Raw genomic sequence first — 18,541 nt, 5'->3', positions numbered from 1 at the left:
ACCAGAGCTGATAGTTTCTTTATTGGGAAATTCTGCACATAAGCAGCAATTAGAGCGTATTATTTCCATTTATGGAAACAACCTACTCTCAAGCTACTTCTGCATCGTTAATTTCTGAATGAGGAAACAATGGCTCGCTCCTTGTCCCATCCCGGCACGCCGGTTGGACCACGTATTGCCAGCCTCGCAGACCTGGGCGACCTGGTCCGTAACCGCCGCCTGGAGCTCAGACTGCGCATTGACGACGCTGCGCATGCGTGTGGCGTGGCGGCCAACGTCTTCTCCCGCCTTGAGAATGGCGGGCCGATTGGTGCTGACCGCCTCTTGCTCGTACTGGCCGGTCTCGGGCTGAGCATGCTGGTCACGACCAAAGAGCATGCCCATGCAATTCTGCCGGCCAGCGATGGATGCTACGGACGGCCATGATGACCCATCGCCTCCATGTTGCCACGATGGGTGCTGCAGTTGGGGAAATCATCTTTGAATCTCAGGACGACAATTATGGATTCCAGTATGACGCTGCCTGGACCCGGTCGACTGCAAGCTACTACTTGGCGCCTGCGATTCCCCTCAACGCTGCTCCGCACAGCCCGGGTTCCGTAAAACGCTTCCTGGAAAACCTGCTGCCGGAGGGACGCGCGCTGGACATTGCGGCCCTGGTAAGCCAAGTTTCGAAGAGCAATATTTTCGCGTTGGTACGGCTACTGGGGAAGGAGCCGGTCGGGGCCTTCAGTTTCCTGGCATTGGACGCTTCACCCGAGGAGGCCGCAAACATTGCACAGGAGCGGTTGAACGAGGTGGTTCGCCGATCTATTTCAGATGACGAGCTGAGCCAACGCATCCGCGAACGCGACGCCATTCCCTTCCCAGTCTGGGACGGCAAAGTGCGCTTGTCGTTGGCGGGCTACCAAGACAAGCTGCAGGTCCTGGTTGAGGGCGACCGCATATCGCTCGTCGATGGCGCGCTTAGCTCGACACATCTGCTCAAGCCAGAAAGTCAACATTCGCACATGCCATGCATGGTTGCCAATGAACACTTTTGCATGAGCCTTGCGGCGCGGGTCAATCTTGCAGCGCGACTGAACCTGCCGGTCGCACCGGTCAGCATCAGACGCTTGCCAGAACCGATCCTGCTGATTGAACGGTTCGACCGTGCTGTAGAGTGGAACCGGCAAGCTCCTGATGCCGTGACGGCTGTAACGCGGATGCACATCATCGACGCTTGCCAAGCCTTGGACGTCCCATCGACCTTGAAATATGAGCGGAACCTGGGCGCCGGCAAGGACGTGAGCCACATACGGGAGGGCGTGAGTTTCGAACGACTGTTCGGGCTGCTTAAACAGACGGTTGTGCCGGCCGCAGCGCGCTCTTACTTGCTGCGATGGGCAATCCTGCAACTTTTGCTTGGCAACAGCGACGCCCATGGGAAAAACATTTCATTTTTCGTTCGCCCTGCCGGGTTGGTGCCCGCGCCAATGTATGACCTGGTCTGCGTCAACGCTTATGGCGACGACGTCGAGCGAGACATGGCCATGGCCTACGGGGACGTGTTTATACCTGAGGGTATAACGCCGTATGCGCTTGCCGACTTCGCACATCGCACGGGCACGCCACCAGCTCAGTTGGCACGTGAAGTCACACTAATTGCACGCACTGTGCTGCGCCTGGCGCCCGAGCAAGCAGCCATGGACATCTACATCGGCGACGAGCGCGCACTTGTGGCTCAGATTGCCGCGTATATTTGCGCCCAGGCCAGGCAGCTACTGACTATTGCGCGCGACGTCCCCAAGGTCGACCTGTCTTTGTTTGAAAATGTCCAAGGTGCACCACGATAGAATATCGAGCGAACCGCCTGAACCATTCGTCAGACGAGAAGAGGCGGCCCTTGTTGGTACCTGAGCCTGCGCCTCCGTCAACAACCGCGGCCTTACCCGGCATCCACCGCCTTGCGCAGCTTCCACCGCCACCGGAGCATCCCGGCCGAGTAGGTCCCGAAATGCCCCAGCATCAGGCCCAGGCACGGCAGGAAAAACACATAATCGGTCACGCGCGGGGTCGGCTGTCCCGAGCCGTCGTTCGCATAAATCTCAAAGCCGATAAACAGCACGCACGCCACGAACAGCATCGCGATCACCAGCCCAAGGCGGGCATTCGGCGTGAAAAAATAACCATCCTGCACCGCCTCGAAGCGCGTCAGCTTCAAGCCCCAGACGCCGTAGGCGATACCGCCCGCGACACCGACCGCCAGCCAGCCCAGCAGCGCCAGGTCAGGCGCCACCTGCGACGCCGTGACGGCCGCGATGGCCGTGAACACGCCTGCGCCCGTGTAGTGCCGCTGCATGACCGAGCGCTGGCGCTTCATCATGCCCTTGACGCGCGAGTAGATGCGCCACACCAGCAGCGGCGCCAGCGCCAGCAAGGCGAGCGTATAGACGGACAGGCCGTTCAAGCTTTTTGCTCCAGGGCGCGCTCGGCGCTGCGCCAGCGCAGCAGTCCCGCGCCGTACGCGAGGTAGTAGCCGGCCATTATGCCCAGGATGGACAGCGTCAGCGGGCTGCTGCCCAGGTTTGGCGTCTGCTGCACGCCCAGGGTGACCATCTCGAAAATCCGGTACGCCATGCGCGCGATGAAGAGCATCGACACCACCATGCCGATCGGGGCGTACGGTGTATAAAAATAGTCGCTGCCGACGCGCTCGAAGCCGGTGCGGCGCAGTGCGACAACGCCTAGAATGGCGCCCACGACGACGCCGCCGGCAATCGCGGCCAGCGCCAAAGGAATGTGAATGACGGCCACAGCCAGGCCCACCAGTAACAGCGGAAACAGGGTCACGGCGCACCAGTGGCGCCAGGTGCGCGACTGCTGGCGCACCGTCAGGCGCTGTACGCGCTTGTAGACGCGATACATCAGCAAGGGGGCAAGTGCCATGATGACGATATTCGTATTGCTGATCATTTTTTGTCCTGGAGATGACATGGAAGGAAAACGAGACGAGCATTGTAAGCCACGCCGTAACGGGCAGGCGTGGCGGCCGGTCTCATGGTAATGTCATTACTTCATCATCAGGAGCAAAACCATGAATCCCGTGCCCTACGAATTTCATCGCGCCCCGGACCCGGCGCCAGTCGAGGAACCGCTGCCCGAGCCGTTTGACAATCCGCACCCCCACCATCCGCCGGTAAACCGGCCCAATGATGATGAGCCGGTGCCGGATCACAAGCCGAGCATGATGTAAGGGGCAAAAAAGGGGCCAGGCCGCATTGCGCCGTGTGTCTCGACGGTGCTTGTCCAAAGAATGGGCCGCCCAGGCCCCTTCGGCCCCTTCGGCCCCTTCGGCCCCTTCGGCCCCTTCGACCTTGTAGCCAACTGTTTTGCAATCCCTCCGTTTTCGAGGACGGGGGGCGCCTAGTCGTAGGCCCAGGTGTACAGCAAATCAAGCGCCGTATTGGTCCCGGTCTGGAACTGCAGCGTGATCTTCGGCGTCACTTTGTAGCGCAGCTTGACCAGGCTCGACGCCGTCGTCGCACCTTGTTCAAAGCTCAGGTATGCCTTTTTCGACAAGCGCTTGCCCACCGTGACCACGGTGCTTTCCAGTCCCTTCGCCTGCGACAATCCCAGCTCATCGAGGCCCAGCGTATTGGCGATGCGCGACTGGAAGCCGCCGCCATTGCCGCCCAGTAGCGCGCCGGCCGCCGCCGTCAACACGCCCGCCTCATTGCCCGACACCGCTTCCATGCCATGCCCCAGCACCAGCCAGGCCAGCTTTTCGCTGTCCGTCACGCTCGGCGTCGACACCAGCTTGGCCACGGGCGAAAGCGCCGTGCCGCGCACTTCAACGCCGGCTTCCACGTTGGTCTCGGACAGCTGCTCGCCTTCCGGACGCCGGCGCACCGCGCGGATATTCAAGGCGGGATTGTCGTACCGGCCGCTAAAGGTCAGCACGCCGCGTTCGATCGTCAGGTTCTGGCCGTACGCCTTGTAGGTGCCGCTCGCCACCCGGATGCTGCCGTTGGCGCGCGGTCCGCGCCCATTGCTGCGAATGCGCACCTGGCCGGTCAGATCGGCGTCGATGCCCATCCCGCGCAGGCGGAACGAGTCGCCCAGGTCGGCATCGAGATCGATGGTCAGCGGCAGCGGCGGGGCGCTTGGCTTTTCAATCGTGCCTTGCTTGGTGCGGCCCAGAACGATCACGTCGTCCGACAACGTCGGGCGCCCTTGGGGCGCCAGTTCCACCAGCGCGCGGTCGGCCTTGAATTTGCCGACCAGTTCAAAACGCTTGGCGTCGCGGACCAGGGTGCTCTCGCCCGTCACCACCAAGGTGCGGTCGGGACGCGAGAGAATCTCGAGCTTGTCGGCCACGAGTTTGAGTTGCGCGGTCGCTTCGCCGCCGGAAAAGCGCACGTTGCCGTCGGCCGTCATGCGTCCCTGCACGCCGTCAAAGGTGAGCCGCTGCAGCAGCAGCTGGTCGCCGGCCAGCTGCGCGCGCAGCACGCCGTTGCGCAGCTTGACGCCTTGCTCGGCCCAGCGCACCGCCAGGTTGTCGCCATTCACGCTCCCGTTCAGGGTCGGCGTGCCGACCGTGCCGGCGCCCGTCAGCGCCAGCTTCAGGCCGCCGCCAAGTTCAAGCCCGGGCTGGCCCGACAAAGGCGCCATCCATGCGATCGAGGTCATGTCGGCGTTGACGGCCAGCTTGAGCGGACTGGCGTTGGTCAGGCGTCCGCCGACCAGTTGGGCGGTGGCGTCGACGCTGGCCTGGCCGGCGCGTGCGCCGTCAAAGCGCACTTGCGTGCGCAAGGCGCCGCCGGCCACGTCGGCGCGCACGTCGAGCGTGCGCAGGCCAAGCACCACGGGAATTTCTGAGCCGACGATCAGGTCGCCCTTTTCGCGGAACACGTGCAGCATGCCGTTCAGGGCAGGCGGCGCGCCGGCCGCAGCAGGGCCCTGCATGTCGAGCGACCAGTCGGCGCCGATGGTCAGGTCGCCGGAAACGTTCTCGCGCATGGCGGGCGAAAACTGGGCCAGGTAATTGAGCGGCACGCCGGCGGCGGCGCCTTTGCTGGTCCAGTGCAGGCCTTTTTTGTCCAGCGTTTGCAGGCTGACGGTACCGTTGGGCAGCCGCACGACGGCGTCGCGCAGCGCGATGTCGGTCGGTTTGAGCAGACCCATGACGCCCGAGCCCGGGGCGCCTGCGATGCGCAGCGGTACCGGCGCTTGCAGCGCGAACGCGTAGCGGCCCTTGTTCTGCAAGGCGGCCACGGTGCCGCTCCAGACGCCGGCGTTCCAGCCGCCTTGCACGTCGCCGGCCGCGTCCAGGTCAGGATTGCGGGCGGCAAAACGCAGCGTGTGCGCGCCGCGCGTGCCGCCAGTGGTCAAGCTGGCCGTGTCGACGCGCGTGTCGCCATTCACGTAGCCGGTGACGACAATGTTGCTCACCAACGGGTCGGCCGCGCCGCGCCCGGTGCCCAGGTTGGCCGACGCCTTGATGGCGCGAATTTCATGCTTGCCGAGCAGGCGCAGGTTCTGGCCTTCGAGCGCCGCGTTGACCGCCGGCGCGGCCATGGTGCCCGAGACGGTGCCCGAGCCGCGCAGCACGCCGGCAAAGTCGGGACCGAGCGCGCCCAGTTGCGGCGCATCGATGCGCCAGTTGAGGACGTCGGCCCCGGCGCCAAAACTGCCCTTGGCGTTGACGACGTTCGCTCCCAGGCGCAGGTCGACGTCGGCGTTCGACACGTGGCGCGCGTCGGCGGCCAGCTTGGCGTAACCGGTCAGCGGCGAAGTGCCCAATGTCGAGGGCTGCAGCGCCAGGTTGAGCGAGCCGCGCCAGTCGGGACCCAAGCGGGCGTCGGCGTCGAAACTGCCGTTGATACTGCCGGCCATGGGGGAACCCAAGGCGGCGGGATTGAACTGCTGCGCCGCGCCCTTGGCCTTGACTTCGACAAAGCGCGCCCCATCCTTGGCCGGCGCTGTCAGATAAGCGTCGCCGCTGGCGTGCAGCACGCCCAGGTTGTTGGCGCGCGCCGCCGGCGCCCAACCCAGGCCCTTGGCGTCGACCTCGAACGAGGTGCGCGGCGCCCCGAATGTGCCGCTGACGGCGCCGGTGGCCACCAGCGTGCCGTACAGGTCCTTGCGCACGGCGGAAAGCTGCTTGCCGTCGACGCGCCACAGCAGTTTTTCGCCCGGGGCGCCAAAACTGCCGCGGATATCGACAACGTTCCCGCCCATCGCGAGCGTGGCCAATACGTTGCTGATGTGGGCCGCGTCCGCGTTCAGTTTCGCCTTGCCGGCGAGCGGCTGGTCGAACACGCGGCTCGGTCGCAGGTTGACGTCGGCAGCCACGCGCCACTTGGGCAGCACGAAGCCGTTGACGTTGATGTCGGCATTAATGTCGGCCTTGGGGTAGTCCCCGAACGAGGCGGGATTAAAGCTGTTGGCGCTGGCGCTGACCTTGAATTCCTGGTTGCCCGTGAGGCTCGCGTTGCCGGTCAGGTGCACCACGCTGCTGCCGGCCGCGATGCTCGCTTTTTTGATCTGCAGCAGATTGTCGGCCAGGGTGGCGTCGGCGTCCAGGCGCATTCCCGCTTCGGCCAGCTTGGCGCTCAAGGTTTGCGTATTGCCGTAGCTTGCCAGCGACAGGTCGCCCGCAATTTTCGTGCTCTTCATGCGGCTGTGCAGCTGCTTGAGGTCGAGCCGGTCGGTGTGCAGCACGAAGTTGGCGGTACCCAGGCCCACCTGTTCTTCCTGGCGCGCCAGGCTGCCCGAGCCGGTAAATTTTCCGGCGCCGCCAAAGTCGATGACGGCGTTGTTGAACACCAGCGCCAGCAGGTTGCCGCTCATGTCGCCATGCATGGCGCGCAGCGGCAGCAGTTGCTGGTCGATGGTGCCGGCCGGGCCCTGGTTTTCGATGTTGACGCTACCCTTGACGTTGCGGTTCGCTTCGATGCGCGCCGCGATCGTCACGGTCAGGTCGGCCTTGGGCAGGGCCGGGTTCAAAAAGGCCGGGTCCAGATTTTTTGCGTTGATCGACATGGCGCGCAGCGGCACCGGATCGAACGGGGAGAGCGTGAAGCGGGCGTCGCCAATCGCCTTGCCCGACTGCCCGGTGGCGGCCAGTTCGGTCGTTACCAGGTCGCCCGTGGCGTGCAAGTTCAGTTGCGCCGCCGCCTGGCCCTTGGGCGGCGCGAGCTGAGTCAGGCTGGCGCTGGCATCGAGCTTGAATGGTTTGTTCGCGTTGATGGTGCCGCTGGCCTTGGCGTAGCCCACCGGCGTGATGGCGCTGCCGTTACCAAGCTTCCACTGCTGTTTGGTACCCGCCAGGTCGAAGCGCACGTCGGCGATGACGGTCTTGACGCCCTTGTTGGTCATGATGACTTCATTGATGCGCGCGTCGTTCAGCTGCAGCGTGAAAGGCGCGGCCAGCGAGGTGGGCATCTTGGCTTTTTCGCCTTCCTTGAGCGTGTCCATGCGCAGCGTCATCACGTGCAGCTTGCTGATGGCAATGCCTTTGGTCAGATACTGGAACGGAGACCAGTCAATGGCGATGTTTTCGGCCGTGATCAGTTGTTCCGGGCTGCGAAACACCAGTTTGTCCATGTGCATGGAGCTGTACAGGGAGCCGGTGACGCCGGTGATGACGATGCTGCCGCCGCTCTCGCGTGCCACGCGGGCAGCGAGCGACTGCAGCGTGGATTCGCGCCCCAGGTACCAGTAGGCGCCAACCAGCACGGCGCCGGTGACGGCCACGCCAACTCCGACCCGGCGCGGCCAGCGGCGCGCGCGCGCCGCTGGAGGAACAGTCGAATTTGCCTCGGCAGGCGTGGCTGCCGGTGCTGGTGTGGGCACAAGTGTAGCTGCAGCTGCAGGTAGGGCGTCGTCGTTCATCAGAATGTAAATCCAAGCGAGAAGTGCAGGCGGGCTTTTTTAACGGCCTGGCCGTAAGCGATATCAACGTTGATCGGGCCGACCGGGCTGCGCCAGCGCGCGCCCACGCCGTAGCCCGACTCCGGTTTCAAGTCCTTGATGGCGTCGGCGGCGTTGCCGGCGTCGTAGAAAAAGGCGATGCCCCAGGGCGGCTTGAACCAGTACTGGTATTCGGCGCTGCCGGTGAGCAGGTAGCGCCCGCCGACGATGGCGTTACCTTCGCGCACGCCCAGTTGCTGGTAGCCGTAGCCGCGCACCGACTGGTCGCCGCCGGCGCGAAACAGGAAGGTGGCCGGTACCCCCGCTTTTTGTTTCGATCCCAGCGCGCCCGCTTCGGCGCGCAGCACCAGCGTGCCGGAGTCGCCCAGCGGACGGTAGGTGATGTAGCGCGTGGTCAGGCGCAAGAAGCGCTCGTCGGTCAGGAGCGGCAGCACGGCGGCCACGCCCTGCGCGTTGAAGACATAGCCTTTGGTGGGCAGCAGCAGGTTGTCCAACGCGCGCTTGGTGAAGTTGTAGGTGAACGGGACGCTCTTGCTACCGCGGTCGGGCAAGCCGTCGACGCTGCGTTTCTCGCTCAGGTATTCAAGCGTGATGGAGCGTTCCAGCAGGGGCGAACCCCAGGCCCGGCGCACCGCCAGCGAGGCCACGGCGGTGACCTCGCCCTGCACGTCGTTGCGCTCGAAGCCGGCGCCGAAATTGTCGTTGTAGCCGCCCGGCTTGGTCGGAAAATAAAAGTCGGCGCGCGCGCTCTGGCGCTTGGTCTCGGCAATCAGGTTGCTCTTCATGCGCAGGCCGTACACCGACAGGTCATCGTAGGTAATCTGGGCGCGGTTGCCGGTGTTGGTTGAAATACCCAGGCCGACTGAAATATTTTTTTGCTTGTTCTCGGTCACCCGCACCAGCAGCGGCAGGAGCATGGGATTGTCGACCGGTTTCTTGGGGGCGGCCGCTTTTTGCTCGTCGGTCAGCGCTTCGATTTCTTCGGCCAGCGTTTCGGTCTGGTCGGTGCTCACTTCCACGCCGCTAAAATAGCCGGTATCTTGCAAGCGCGCCTGGAACGCTTGCATGGCCGCCTCGTTGTAGACCTCGCCCGGCTTGATTTCGTTCAGGTTCAGGATGATGGCGGGGGCATAGCGCTTCAAGCCTTCGATGCGCAGTTCGCCGAAGCGCACCTCGGGGCCGCTGTCGAGGACCACCTTGAGCAGGGCGCGCTTGACGTCCGGGTCGACGACGGCGCTCGACTCGACCAGCCGGGCGCGCGGATAGCGGTTCTGGATCACGCGGCGCAGCAGGTCGCGCTTGGCCGTTTCCCAGTCGTCCTGGCGAAAGCGGCGGCCCGCCGGCAGCGACCAGCGGCTGCGCAGGTCGGCGCTGTCGAAGGGCTTGGCGCCGCCTTCGATCGGCTCGAACCCCTGCAAGATCAGCTCGACGTCGCCCACCACCACCGGTTCGCCCGGTTCGACCAGCACGCGCGCGATCGGCGTGGCGCCGCTGGTGTCCAGCCCGGCGGAAACGCGCGGCGAATAATAGCCTTCGGTGGCGATCAGGGTCTTGACCTGGTCGGGCGCGGCCTTGACCAGGCGCTGCAGCTGGTCGATGTCCAGGCGCGGATTGCCCTCCCAGCGCAGCAGGTCGAGGTTTTCCTTGAGCAGCTTTTCGATAGGGCGGGGCGCGTCGATTGCCACGCTGTATTTAATGCCCTGGGCCCATGCGGCGGCTCCTGCCTGCAAGCTGAACACGGTGATGGCAATGTGTGCCAGAATTCGTGGCCGCCGCGGCGCATGCGCTGGCGTGTGTGCGGGTCGTGCAGAATACATGTCGCTCCATTGGGGAAATTGCTGGCACATCTTACCGGATTGCCTACTTTGGTGGCGAACGCTTAACATTAGAGAACTTCATGCCAATTCACCCTACCGACAGCGCCCTCGTTTTGTTTAGCGGCGGGCAAGATTCCACCACTTGCCTGGCCTGGGCGCTGGAGCGCTACGGGCACGTCGAGACCGTCGGATTCGACTACGGCCAGCGGCATGCCGTGGAGCTGACCGTGCGCCCCGCAGTGCTGGCCGGCGTGCGTGCTATCAAGCCCGAATGGGCCGCGCGGCTGGGCGAAGATCACATGGTCGACCTGTCGGTGATTGGCAAGATATCCGATACCGCGCTCACCAGCGACGTTGCCATCGCCATGCAGGACAATGGGCTGCCGAACACTTTTGTACCTGGCCGCAACCTGCTATTCATGACAGTGGCGGCCACGCTGGCCTATCGGCGCGGCTTGAACGTGCTGGTGGGGGGCATGTGCGAGACCGATTTTTCGGGTTACCCGGATTGCCGCGACGACACGATGAAAGCACTGCAAGTGGCGTTGAACCTGGGGATGGCCACCCGGGTCAAACTGGAAACGCCGCTGATGTGGATCGACAAAAAGGAAACTTGGCAGCTTGCCCATGCGGCAGGCGGCACGGCGTTGGTCGACCTGATTCGCTCCGGGACACATACCTGCTACCTGGGCGAGCGGGGCGCGCTGCATGCGTGGGGCTACGGGTGCGGCACGTGCCCAGCCTGCGAGCTGCGCGCGCGCGGGTACCAGCAATACGCCGCGGCAATGCCATAGTCCGGCCATACCGCGTCAGCGCACCACATCAAAAGTGCTTTTTAAAAGTGGTACTCGGCCCTGAGCATTGGCGTACTGGCCCGATAACCCTGGCCTCCCGTCGTGGCCGACGTATTGCCGAATTTATTGTTCCAGTACTGGTATTGCAGCCCGATCCGGAACTTGTTCTTGCCTTGCCCCAGGTCCAGCCCGACGTCGTACATGATCTGCATGTCGATATTGGTTTCCGCGCCCGTGTCATTGCCCACTTCGTCGCGGCCCTTGGCGGCAATATAGTTGGCATAGCCCTCGAAAGCGAGCCGCTCGCCGATTGGCAAGCCCCAGGAAGCGGTCAGCATGGGGTGGGTGTTGTAGGTGTAGCGGCCGGTGACGGTGGAAATGGGCGCAAAGGCGCCGCTGGGCGCATTGCTTTCGCGTAGCAACAGCAGGCTGGTGTTGAAAAACCCTTTCACATCCCACATCAGCGTGGGACCGGCCACCAGCATGCACTTGCGCGAATTGTAGCCGACATCATTCTTGCTATTCCAGTCGAAACCGATGGTCGCGCCAAGGCCGCGCAGGGCGCCGAACTTGATCTCGCTGCCGCGCAGCTTGCCGATGTCGAGCGTGTGGCGGTACACCACGTAGGCTTCCTGGGCGCCGTCGCGCTGGGTCAGCGAGCCTGGGTCGTTCTCATCGGACTGCAGCAAGTCGACGTTAAGGAAATTGCTGCCGTATCGGTAGCCGCTGGCGTGCGTGAGGGCAACAATGTTCTTGCGAATGTCCAGCGGGTTGTAGGGTTCGCGGAACGTGTTTCCGATGCGCCAGCTCAGCGCCGTGTCGCTCCAGTCGGCGGCGTGGACGCCCGGGCAAAACAGCAAGAAAATGCACGCGCACTGCAGCAGTGCAGGCTTAGCTTTGGCCATGATTTGCTCCTGTAGGGGCTATCCGTATAGCATGGTTTTCCGAGCTATAATCATCGCACCTTGCAGTGCGCAGTCATACAGCAGCACGGCAATGTTGGTATGGGTGTTGTTTTTCTGAAAAAAGCGGACCGACCCATTCTGCAGTAAAACCCACAGATTGTGACCATGCGCCTTGCCTTACTGACCGACCTGCACGCCAACCGAGAGGCCACCAGCGCCTGTCTGGCCCACGCCGAGCAGCAAAAGGCCGACCAGTACGCGTTTACGGGGGATTTTGTCGGCTACGGTCCGGATCCGGCCTGGGTGGTCGATACCGTGGCCGCTTACGTCGAGCGCGGCGCGATCGCGGTCCAGGGCAATCACGACATTGCGGCCACGCGCGACTCGCGTCCGAGCATGCATGCCGAAGCGCGCGAAGTCATCGAATGGACGCGCCGCCAGCTCGACGCCGGACAAGTGCGCTTTCTGGCCGAGCTGCCGCTGGTGCGCGAGATGAAGCAGATGCTGTTCGTGCACGCCAGCGCCAACAATCCGCCCAAGTGGGAGTACGTGACGGGGTTGGAAGAGGCTGAACTGAGCTTGCAGGCGACCGATTGCAAGATGGTGTTTTCGGGCCATGTGCACGCGCCGGCGCTGTACCGCAGGGCGGACGATGGCCGCATGGGCTCGCATGTACCGGGTCCGGGCAAGCGGATCGCGATTCATCCTCAGCACCAGTATCTGGTGATTCCCGGTTCAGTCGGGCAGCCGCGCGACGGCAACAGCGCCGCGTGCTACGCGCTGTATGACGACCAGACGCGCGAACTGAGCTATTTCAGGGTGCCGTATGACCATGGAGCGGCGGCGCGCAAGGTGATCGCGGCTGGGTTGCCGATCGTGTTCGCGATGCGCCTGATCGAGGGGATTTGACCTGTCACATTGCCTACATCGTCCTTGCGCGTGTGAGTGTTGCAACGCTTTTGGCGACCCTTTGACTGCACAAACGCCGCGCTATTTCCCACCTTGAAACCCCAAATAACATCGTCCTCGCGCACGCGGGGACCCATGGAACAGTTGCTAAATCGCACCGTTCTATAGGTCCCCGCGTGCGCGAGGACGATGTTGTTGAGATGCTCGTCATCATAGACAGCGTGGTCCTGGCGGGGCACCGTACCCTGTTTTCAAAGGCGTCGCCCGGCTAGGAGCCAGCGCGCTGCTTCAGGTCGTGGTGGCGACGCTTGTCACGGCGCGACAGGTAGCAGATGATCGCGACCGGGATCAACACCGGCAGCATCAGCGGCGAGAGCGCGAGCACGGCGGCGATGGCAGCGAGCACCACGGCCACGATGACCACGATCCCCACGCCGGCGCATACCACTGCCGTCACCACTGCGGCGACCACCAGGGCCACCATGGCGACCAGCAGGCCGCCGCCCGCAAGCAGGGCGCCGAGCGGGCCGTCGGCATCGGCGTCGTCGATGTTGAACGACATCTGCCAGGGATCGAAAGTGGCATCCCAGATCCACATCGCCATGATGAATAAAAGAAGAAAGGGAAAGAGCTTTTTCATGTCGGAACCTCGTCAAGTGGTATGGCTTGACTGTAGCCAGAAGCCTGCAACGGCGCCATCCGTTTGCGACAGACTGCATGTTCGCGGGGTCGAATGGTGGCTTTGGGCACATCAAATTGCACCCTTGCCAACACGGGAAATGAGGCAATTTTTCACCTTGTAAATTGTCTTACGTTGCCTATACTGAATGCCTGTTCTATCCGGTATAGGGATTCAAAATATGCATTTCGTTTATTATCCAGCAGACCACCTCGCCTACGCGGCGTTCGGGGATCTGGCCCGCCAGCTGCGTACCTTGCTCGGCGGTGGGGGACCGAAGGGGCCGCCATCAGCGCCCCCTGCGATTCCGCCAATTATCATCAATCCGTTCAGCTACCAGACGCCCGGTCCGGCCATCGATCCGCGCGTGACGCCCGTGGGTCCTCCGATCCGACCGCCGCGCCGTCCGGATTGCCGCTTCGAAAGCGCACTTCAGTAAGGCCCAGCCCGCGTCAAGCGGGCTATTTATTGGTGCGCCTATGCGCCGCGCTCGCTGCGAACTGGCTGGAATTGGACTATCATTCAGGCCCCTGCAGTTTTCCCTACTTGAGCCCCGCACATGACCGATCACGCACCCGACGCCGCCGCCGACGAACCCGAGCAAGAAGACACCGGCGACGGCCTGGTCCAGGAGCCGCGCCTGTGGCAGGGCAATGGCTGGACCGCCAAGGTGATCAAGAACGAAGATGACGAAGGCTGGGCCGTGGCCATGATCAAGGATGGCGAGCCCGAACCGGCGCTGGTCGGCCCGTGGACCATGGGGCGCGACAAGAAAAACCCCAAGCCGCTCGACACCAACGCCTTCCATACGCTGGTCAAGACCGCCGCCGAAGTCATCCGCCGCCACGAGCAGCAACTGCATGCCATCCTGCACAAGAATATCTGGGTCAATATCGAGGGCACCGAATACAAGGTCACGCTCGACATCGTTCCCGACGAAGAGCATCCGTATGCGATGCTGGCCGCTTTCGACATGGATGGCGAACAGGTTGGCAAGGTGCGCACCTCGGCCGCCTTCAAGTTGTCGACCTCAAGCGCCATCAAGTGGATTGAAAACGACTTTCGCGATCCGTCACCGCAGCACGGCTAACTTTCCGTCACGCCGGCCAGCGGCGGGTAGCGCTTCTGGCAGCGCTCGCAATAAAAGGAGCGCCGCGGGGTATTGCCAAGGCGCCCCTTTGAAAAGGCAATCTTGCAGCGTGGGCAAGTCGATTTGGTGTGTGCCAGCCAGTTTTTCTTCAGCACAAACGCTTTTTTCCATGCGAGGAAGTCAAAACTGTACTGGCGCGCCTGCTCCACCAGCTGGCGCAGCTTGGGCGCGGGCAAGCCGCCGATGGTCGACAAGGGGTGCAGCCGGATGCGAAACAGCACGTCATTCTTGAATGATATTGCCCACACCGGCAAAGATGTCCTGGTCGAGCAGGGCGTCGCACACCAGCATGTCCGGCTGGGCGCGCAACTTCTTGCGTGCCTTGGCCGCATCCCAGGTGGGCGACATGATGTCCGCGTCCCAGTCGTAGTCGGCATCGAGGTCCTGGTCGACCGGCTTGACGGAACAGGCGTAAAAATTGAGTTCGCTGCCGTCGGTGAACTGCAGCGACAGGCGGGGCGCACTTTCCTTGCGTTCGTTGATGCGGTAGCTCCCGAACAGCATGAAGTGGATCCGCAAGGCGGACTTGGGCATGGCGATCAGGAAATGCTTGCCCCAGCTGCGTAGCGCCAGCACGCGCTGGCCCGCCAGGCTGTCCAGGTCGATGGCATTGGTATTGCCTTCTGCGCGGACGATTTGTTTGCCGGCGAAATCGGCGGATTGTTCCCGCAAGATGACAAGCGATGGTCCTTCTGGCACGGTGCGCCTCCTTTCACGCCATTGTGCGGGCGAAATGGAAACAGCTGTGTGCGTCCTCTAACAATTCGATACAAACTTGCGAAGATCTGCCGCTGGCGGACGATGCGAAACGGCGTATATTGGTACAGTAAAGAATCGAAAGGAAAGACCATGATGACCCTGATACGCCCCTTGGCGCTCGCTGCGGCGCTGCTGTGTGCCGCTGGCGCGGCTAGCGCGGGCACCGCAAGCGTGAGCTTTGCCAATCCGGACCAATTCGCCGACCTGCCGCGCGACGCTTACCAACGCGAGCAGGTGCTGGCCGATCTGGGCGAGCATTTTGGCGCGCTTGCGGCCAAGCTGCCTGCCGGGCAAGAAATGAAGGTGGAAGTACTGGACGTTGACATGGCGGGGCGCAGCTGGCCCGGCGGCTGGGGCATGCGCGAATTGCGGGTGCTTGACGGCGGCGCGGACTGGCCGCATATCAAGTTCCGGTACACAATTTCGCACGACGGCAAGGTGGTCAAGGGCGGCGACGAGATGTTGCACAGCATGGATTATCTGTCGCGGCTGAACCGGTATTCGAGCGGCGATACGCTCCGGTATGAAAAGCAGATGCTCGATACCTGGTTCAAGACGCTGACGGCGGTGCGCTAAGCGGCACGGCTTGCGGCACGGCTTGCGGGGCACGGGTGAAAAACCGTTGCCTGTCTTGCCCGCCCCCCAGTGCCTGACTGCTGGGGCAGGGCCTTACCTTTTTTCGATCTTGTCGCCTTTCCTGAGTTGGGCCATCATATCGCGGACGGTGTAGTCGGACGGTACGCTGAACAGCGACGCGGCCGGTTCGTCGCGCTTGATGCCCGCCACGCGCCAGGTGCGCTCCCCGAAGCGCGGGTCGGTTCGCTTGTTGAGCAACGTTACCTGCAGCTCGGGCGAATACCAGCTCTCGGTCGTCACTACGATGGCATTGCGGTTGCCTATCTCGCCGGCCGGGATCTCGTAGCTTTTCAGTTTGCCCTGGGCCTTCACCCCTTCGATGTCGCGCGTTCCCAGGTCCGTGACGGTGGCTTTTGCAGCCCATTTCATGTCGCCAAAGGCGCCTGCGACGAGCGGCCCGAGGCGTTCCAAGGCTGCGCGGGCCGGCCCGTCGCCGATGTCCTTTAGGACGCGAATGCGTACATCTTCGCGCAGGCGCTGGCGCGCCTCGCCGTCGGCAGGGCGTTCGATGCGCTTGACGATGACTTGTTCGCCGTCGTCCGAGCGCGCCTCTTCAACGTTCGCGCGCGCCTTGTCGGTGGCAGCGCGGGCTTTCTGGGCCGCCAGGCGGGCGAGGTCGCGGTGGGGACCAACTTTGGTGGCGGTCCTGGCTTGCGGATTGAGGATATAAGTCACCTGTTCCACAGGATCGTGGATCGTCGCGCTGCGCACGTTGCCGGACGCGTCGCGCAGTTCCTGGCGGGTGCGCCCGGCGCTGTCGCGGTAGCTCATCGAACTGGTCTTGTTGACGATCTGGTTGCCGTCGGCGAGGTTGTGCTGCTGTTCGGTGACCACTTCGGCGCTGTAGGGCGCATTTTTGATGCTCTTGACATGCATCTGCATCATCGGGCCGCCAAGGGGGCCGCGCCCGATCGGCACCGCGCCGCCCACGTCCTCACCTTGGATGACGATGCGCTCGCGCTCGACGTCGCGCGGTCCGCCCGTGTCGTCGGCGGCGCCGCTGGCGAAGGCCGTGGCGTGGAACTGCAGCGCGGCGGCGCCGGCCATGGCCGGGGCAAAGGCGCCGGTCAGCAGCGCGGCGATCAGGATATGCTTGGTATTCATGTCGTCCTCTGGTGGTGGGTTGCTAAGGGAGTGAAACAAGACGCAGGGCCAGCGGCGCGCCGTCGGCGCCGACGAGCATCTCGGCGCGGACCGAGTCGCCCGCGTTTTCGGGACTGACCGGCAGGCCCAGCGCGGCCAACGCGGTGCGCGGGACATCGGCTTCGAGTACGCGCGGGTCGGTTTCCTGCTCGATGCGTTCGGCCGATTCCAGTGCAATGAAGGCGCCGCTGTCCTGGCCCATCATGGCGGGGGCCGCGCCCGGCTCGGGCGTGGCTTGCAGCGTCAGCATCAGGGCCGTGAGTGCCACCAGTGCGGTACTGCCGGCGCCTACGCGCCACTGGCGTGGCGAGAATGCGTGATACCAGCGCCGTGTGGGAAAACGCGTGGCGAAGGCTGCCATGAGTGCGTTTTCCAGCGCTGGCGGCGCGTGCTGTGCCTGCATGGCGCCGCGCAGGGCGGCCAGGGGCGCGGCGAGGGCGGGGTCGGCTGCTTGGTCGATATTCATTGTTTGCACCTTAGTTGCAGCATCAGGCTGCGTTGATCGGTTCGCGGCGGTGGAGCGCCAGTCGCTTGGCCAGCGCCGCGCGCCCGCGCGACAGGCGCGAGCGCACGGTGCCGATATCGACCTGGCAAATGTCGGCGATTTCCAGGTAGGACAGCTCGTGCATTTCATACAAAATGACCACATCGCGGTAATGGGGTGGCAGCAGCGCGATGGCGCGCCGCACTTGCTCGGCCAATTCCTCGCTGAGCAGGCGCGCGAGCGGCTCGTGGGCGGTGCTGGCGCTGTCCGGATCCTCGTCGCCCTCGTCATCTGGCTCAGCGAGTTGGTCTTCGCGCTGGCGCGGATGCTCGTGTTTCAAAATGAGCTTGCGGGTCACGCCGAACAAAAAGTTGGGCAACGTCCCGCGCAAGGGATCGAACTTGAAGCTGTCGGTCAGCAGACCCATGAACACTTCCTGCACCACGTCGGCCGCGGTATCGGGCGAACCGCAGCGCAGCAGCGCGAAGCGGTACAGCGGACCCTGGTGACGCCGGTACAGGGCCTGGAACGCGGCCGCCATCCCGCAGCGCAGCTGGCGCAGCAAATCGGTATCGGTATCGGTGGCAGGGGTGCTCGTTGTCATTGTCGTGTCTCTACTACTATTCCCGTTTCGACCGCGAAAAGTTCCAACTATTTCAACCCCGGGGTCAGACCTCAATTAAAAAACATTTCACAGCGTGCAAGGAATCGCTTTGCTTTTTGAAATGGATCTGTTGCGATGCGGTACGCGGCATTGCGGTGCGTGGATTCTCCGGGCGGGCACTGGCCGAAACGGTGCAAATTTGCGGCTAGCAATTTTCATCGCGTAAATATTTCTCAAATCTGGAGGTCTGACCCCAATTAAAAAACATTGCCCGGATTTGGAGGTCTGACCCCTATTAAAAAATGTTTCGCAGGCGCTTGTTGCTGATCTGGACGCTGGCCGAGGCGATCTTGCCGTCGATGACTTCGTAGATGGCGACGAGGTCGACTTCGCCGATGCCTTCCGGGAAGTTGCGGGTGACGACTTCCTGGTCGATAACGATATTGGCCATGACGGCGCGCTGCACCAGCCTGGCGTGCAAGTCGCTCTCCTGGAAACGCAAGGCCATGTGTTCGCGGATCTGCGCCGCGCCGCTCGCGGCCAGCGTGGCGGGGTGCTCGTACTGGCGCGCGTGCTCGCTGTAAGTGGCGAGCAGGCCGTCAAGGTCGCGCCGGTTGTAGGCGTCGAGCTGGCGCTGGACGACGGCGGCGGGGGTAGGGTCGGTCATATGGTATTTTTCTTGGTGGGATGGACGTGATCAGGCGCGGCTGCGCCCGGCCCGATGATTGTACTGGCACCAAGAAA

Annotated in this window: 19 protein-coding genes; 7 read left to right on the top strand and 12 right to left on the bottom strand. The window is 63.3% G+C overall.

Features of this window, described 5'->3' with window-relative positions:
- Positions 1-129 precede the first annotated feature (129 nt).
- Both ACP7D4_RS00395 and ACP7D4_RS00390 read left to right on the top strand, forming a co-directional pair.
- Complete coding sequence (locus tag ACP7D4_RS00395; protein WP_426103526.1) at positions 130-426, top strand: helix-turn-helix domain-containing protein; 297 nt, start codon at positions 130-132, stop codon at positions 424-426.
- The gene (locus ACP7D4_RS00390) at positions 426-1,835 is read left to right on the top strand and encodes a HipA domain-containing protein (protein WP_426207477.1); all 1,410 of its coding nucleotides are present in this window, start codon (positions 426-428) and stop codon (positions 1,833-1,835) included. The genes ACP7D4_RS00395 and ACP7D4_RS00390 overlap by 1 nt, the downstream gene beginning before the upstream one ends.
- Positions 1,836-1,927: 92 nt before the next feature.
- On the opposite strand, the gene ACP7D4_RS00385 is transcribed toward ACP7D4_RS00390, so the two are convergent.
- Positions 1,928-2,449 carry a hypothetical protein gene (locus ACP7D4_RS00385; protein ID WP_426207476.1) on the bottom strand — a complete coding sequence of 174 codons (522 nt, stop codon included), beginning with the start codon at positions 2,447-2,449 and terminating at the stop codon, positions 1,928-1,930.
- On the bottom strand, positions 2,446-2,955 hold the full coding sequence (locus ACP7D4_RS00380; RefSeq protein ID WP_426207475.1) for a hypothetical protein: 510 nt from the start codon (positions 2,953-2,955) through the stop codon (positions 2,446-2,448). Before ACP7D4_RS00380 ends, ACP7D4_RS00385 begins: the two co-directional genes overlap by 4 nt.
- Before the next feature lie 121 nt (positions 2,956-3,076).
- On the opposite strand from ACP7D4_RS00380, the gene ACP7D4_RS00375 reads away from it, so the two are divergent.
- Positions 3,077-3,235, top strand: coding sequence for a hypothetical protein (locus tag ACP7D4_RS00375; RefSeq protein ID WP_426103530.1), 159 nt, complete (start codon positions 3,077-3,079; stop codon positions 3,233-3,235).
- 170 nt (positions 3,236-3,405) lie between these two features.
- On the opposite strand, the gene ACP7D4_RS00370 is transcribed toward ACP7D4_RS00375, so the two are convergent.
- Both ACP7D4_RS00370 and ACP7D4_RS00365 read right to left on the bottom strand, forming a co-directional pair.
- Complete coding sequence (locus ACP7D4_RS00370) at positions 3,406-7,878, bottom strand: translocation/assembly module TamB domain-containing protein (protein WP_426207474.1); 4,473 nt, start codon at positions 7,876-7,878, stop codon at positions 3,406-3,408.
- A complete protein-coding gene (locus ACP7D4_RS00365) occupies positions 7,878-9,734 on the bottom strand; it encodes an autotransporter assembly complex protein TamA (RefSeq protein ID WP_426207473.1) in 1,857 nt (618 codons plus the stop codon). The genes ACP7D4_RS00370 and ACP7D4_RS00365 overlap by 1 nt, the downstream gene beginning before the upstream one ends.
- Before the next feature lie 80 nt (positions 9,735-9,814).
- Here ACP7D4_RS00365 and queC point away from each other — a divergent pair, with 80 nt between their 5' ends.
- Positions 9,815-10,528, top strand: coding sequence for a 7-cyano-7-deazaguanine synthase QueC (gene queC / locus ACP7D4_RS00360; RefSeq protein WP_426103533.1), 714 nt, complete (start codon positions 9,815-9,817; stop codon positions 10,526-10,528).
- Between the two features lie 41 nt (positions 10,529-10,569).
- Here the strand turns inward: queC and ACP7D4_RS00355 are convergent, their stop codons facing one another.
- Positions 10,570-11,433 carry an outer envelope protein gene (locus tag ACP7D4_RS00355; protein WP_426207472.1) on the bottom strand — a complete coding sequence of 288 codons (864 nt, stop codon included), beginning with the start codon at positions 11,431-11,433 and terminating at the stop codon, positions 10,570-10,572.
- A gap of 165 nt (positions 11,434-11,598) precedes the next feature.
- Between ACP7D4_RS00355 and ACP7D4_RS00350 the strand changes: the two genes are divergently transcribed.
- Complete coding sequence (locus ACP7D4_RS00350; protein ID WP_426103535.1) at positions 11,599-12,342, top strand: metallophosphoesterase family protein; 744 nt, start codon at positions 11,599-11,601, stop codon at positions 12,340-12,342.
- A gap of 268 nt (positions 12,343-12,610) precedes the next feature.
- Here the strand turns inward: ACP7D4_RS00350 and ACP7D4_RS00345 are convergent, their stop codons facing one another.
- On the bottom strand, positions 12,611-12,982 hold the full coding sequence (locus tag ACP7D4_RS00345) for a hypothetical protein (RefSeq protein ID WP_426103536.1): 372 nt from the start codon (positions 12,980-12,982) through the stop codon (positions 12,611-12,613).
- 598 nt (positions 12,983-13,580) lie between these two features.
- On the opposite strand from ACP7D4_RS00345, the gene ACP7D4_RS00340 reads away from it, so the two are divergent.
- On the top strand, positions 13,581-14,111 hold the full coding sequence (locus ACP7D4_RS00340; RefSeq protein ID WP_426103537.1) for a hypothetical protein: 531 nt from the start codon (positions 13,581-13,583) through the stop codon (positions 14,109-14,111).
- Here the strand turns inward: ACP7D4_RS00340 and ACP7D4_RS00335 are convergent.
- Both ACP7D4_RS00335 and ACP7D4_RS00330 read right to left on the bottom strand, forming a co-directional pair.
- Entirely contained in the window at positions 14,108-14,392 is a 285-nt protein-coding gene (locus ACP7D4_RS00335; protein ID WP_426207471.1) for a hypothetical protein, read from the bottom strand. The genes ACP7D4_RS00340 and ACP7D4_RS00335 overlap by 4 nt on opposite strands.
- Position 14,393: 1 nt before the next feature.
- On the bottom strand, positions 14,394-14,870 hold the full coding sequence (locus tag ACP7D4_RS00330; RefSeq protein ID WP_426207470.1) for a DNA-formamidopyrimidine glycosylase family protein: 477 nt from the start codon (positions 14,868-14,870) through the stop codon (positions 14,394-14,396).
- Between the two features lie 150 nt (positions 14,871-15,020).
- Here ACP7D4_RS00330 and ACP7D4_RS00325 point away from each other — a divergent pair, with 150 nt between their 5' ends.
- Positions 15,021-15,506 (top strand): DUF3016 domain-containing protein, encoded by a 486-nt coding sequence (locus tag ACP7D4_RS00325; RefSeq protein ID WP_426207469.1) that lies wholly within the window; start codon positions 15,021-15,023, stop codon positions 15,504-15,506.
- A gap of 93 nt (positions 15,507-15,599) precedes the next feature.
- On the opposite strand, the gene ACP7D4_RS00320 is transcribed toward ACP7D4_RS00325, so the two are convergent.
- The 4 genes from ACP7D4_RS00320 to ACP7D4_RS00305 all read right to left on the bottom strand — a co-directional run bounded on the left by ACP7D4_RS00320 (position 15,600) and on the right by ACP7D4_RS00305 (position 18,464).
- Complete coding sequence (locus ACP7D4_RS00320; protein WP_426207468.1) at positions 15,600-16,670, bottom strand: hypothetical protein; 1,071 nt, start codon at positions 16,668-16,670, stop codon at positions 15,600-15,602.
- Between the two features lie 22 nt (positions 16,671-16,692).
- Positions 16,693-17,175, bottom strand: a complete 483-nt coding sequence (locus ACP7D4_RS00315; RefSeq protein ID WP_426207467.1) for a hypothetical protein — start codon at positions 17,173-17,175, stop codon at positions 16,693-16,695.
- Between the two features lie 22 nt (positions 17,176-17,197).
- On the bottom strand, positions 17,198-17,797 hold the full coding sequence (locus ACP7D4_RS00310) for an RNA polymerase sigma factor (protein ID WP_426103542.1): 600 nt from the start codon (positions 17,795-17,797) through the stop codon (positions 17,198-17,200).
- 295 nt (positions 17,798-18,092) lie between these two features.
- On the bottom strand, positions 18,093-18,464 hold the full coding sequence (locus ACP7D4_RS00305) for a nuclear transport factor 2 family protein (protein WP_426207466.1): 372 nt from the start codon (positions 18,462-18,464) through the stop codon (positions 18,093-18,095).
- Positions 18,465-18,541 lie beyond the last annotated feature (77 nt).

It is taken from the genome of Massilia sp. TWP1-3-3, assembly GCF_049897805.1.
Taxonomy (GTDB): domain Bacteria; phylum Pseudomonadota; class Gammaproteobacteria; order Burkholderiales; family Burkholderiaceae_D; genus Telluria_A.
The sequence above is the reverse complement of the archived record's forward strand: the minus strand, read 5'-3'. Positions and strand labels throughout refer to the sequence as shown.

Bases quoted from the DNA above. Each gene is read 5' to 3' on its own strand.
- ACP7D4_RS00350 (WP_426103535.1), top strand. From the start codon at position 11,599: ATGCGCCTTGCCTTACTGACCGACCTGCACGCCAACCGAGAGGCCACC.
- ACP7D4_RS00315 (WP_426207467.1), bottom strand. From the start codon at position 17,175: ATGAATATCGACCAAGCAGCCGACCCCGCCCTCGCCGCGCCCCTGGCC.
- ACP7D4_RS00320 (WP_426207468.1), bottom strand. From the start codon at position 16,670: ATGAATACCAAGCATATCCTGATCGCCGCGCTGCTGACCGGCGCCTTT.
- ACP7D4_RS00375 (WP_426103530.1), top strand. From the start codon at position 3,077: ATGAATCCCGTGCCCTACGAATTTCATCGCGCCCCGGACCCGGCGCCA.
- ACP7D4_RS00380 (WP_426207475.1), bottom strand. From the start codon at position 2,955: ATGATCAGCAATACGAATATCGTCATCATGGCACTTGCCCCCTTGCTG.
- ACP7D4_RS00305 (WP_426207466.1), bottom strand. From the start codon at position 18,464: ATGACCGACCCTACCCCCGCCGCCGTCGTCCAGCGCCAGCTCGACGCC.
- queC (WP_426103533.1), top strand. From the start codon at position 9,815: ATGCCAATTCACCCTACCGACAGCGCCCTCGTTTTGTTTAGCGGCGGG.
- ACP7D4_RS00395 (WP_426103526.1), top strand. From the start codon at position 130: ATGGCTCGCTCCTTGTCCCATCCCGGCACGCCGGTTGGACCACGTATT.
- ACP7D4_RS00370 (WP_426207474.1), bottom strand. From the start codon at position 7,878: ATGAACGACGACGCCCTACCTGCAGCTGCAGCTACACTTGTGCCCACA.
- ACP7D4_RS00340 (WP_426103537.1), top strand. From the start codon at position 13,581: ATGACCGATCACGCACCCGACGCCGCCGCCGACGAACCCGAGCAAGAA.
- ACP7D4_RS00345 (WP_426103536.1), bottom strand. From the start codon at position 12,982: ATGAAAAAGCTCTTTCCCTTTCTTCTTTTATTCATCATGGCGATGTGG.
- ACP7D4_RS00365 (WP_426207473.1), bottom strand. From the start codon at position 9,734: ATGTATTCTGCACGACCCGCACACACGCCAGCGCATGCGCCGCGGCGG.
- ACP7D4_RS00355 (WP_426207472.1), bottom strand. From the start codon at position 11,433: ATGGCCAAAGCTAAGCCTGCACTGCTGCAGTGCGCGTGCATTTTCTTG.
- ACP7D4_RS00390 (WP_426207477.1), top strand. From the start codon at position 426: ATGACCCATCGCCTCCATGTTGCCACGATGGGTGCTGCAGTTGGGGAA.
- ACP7D4_RS00310 (WP_426103542.1), bottom strand. From the start codon at position 17,797: ATGACAACGAGCACCCCTGCCACCGATACCGATACCGATTTGCTGCGC.
- ACP7D4_RS00325 (WP_426207469.1), top strand. From the start codon at position 15,021: ATGATGACCCTGATACGCCCCTTGGCGCTCGCTGCGGCGCTGCTGTGT.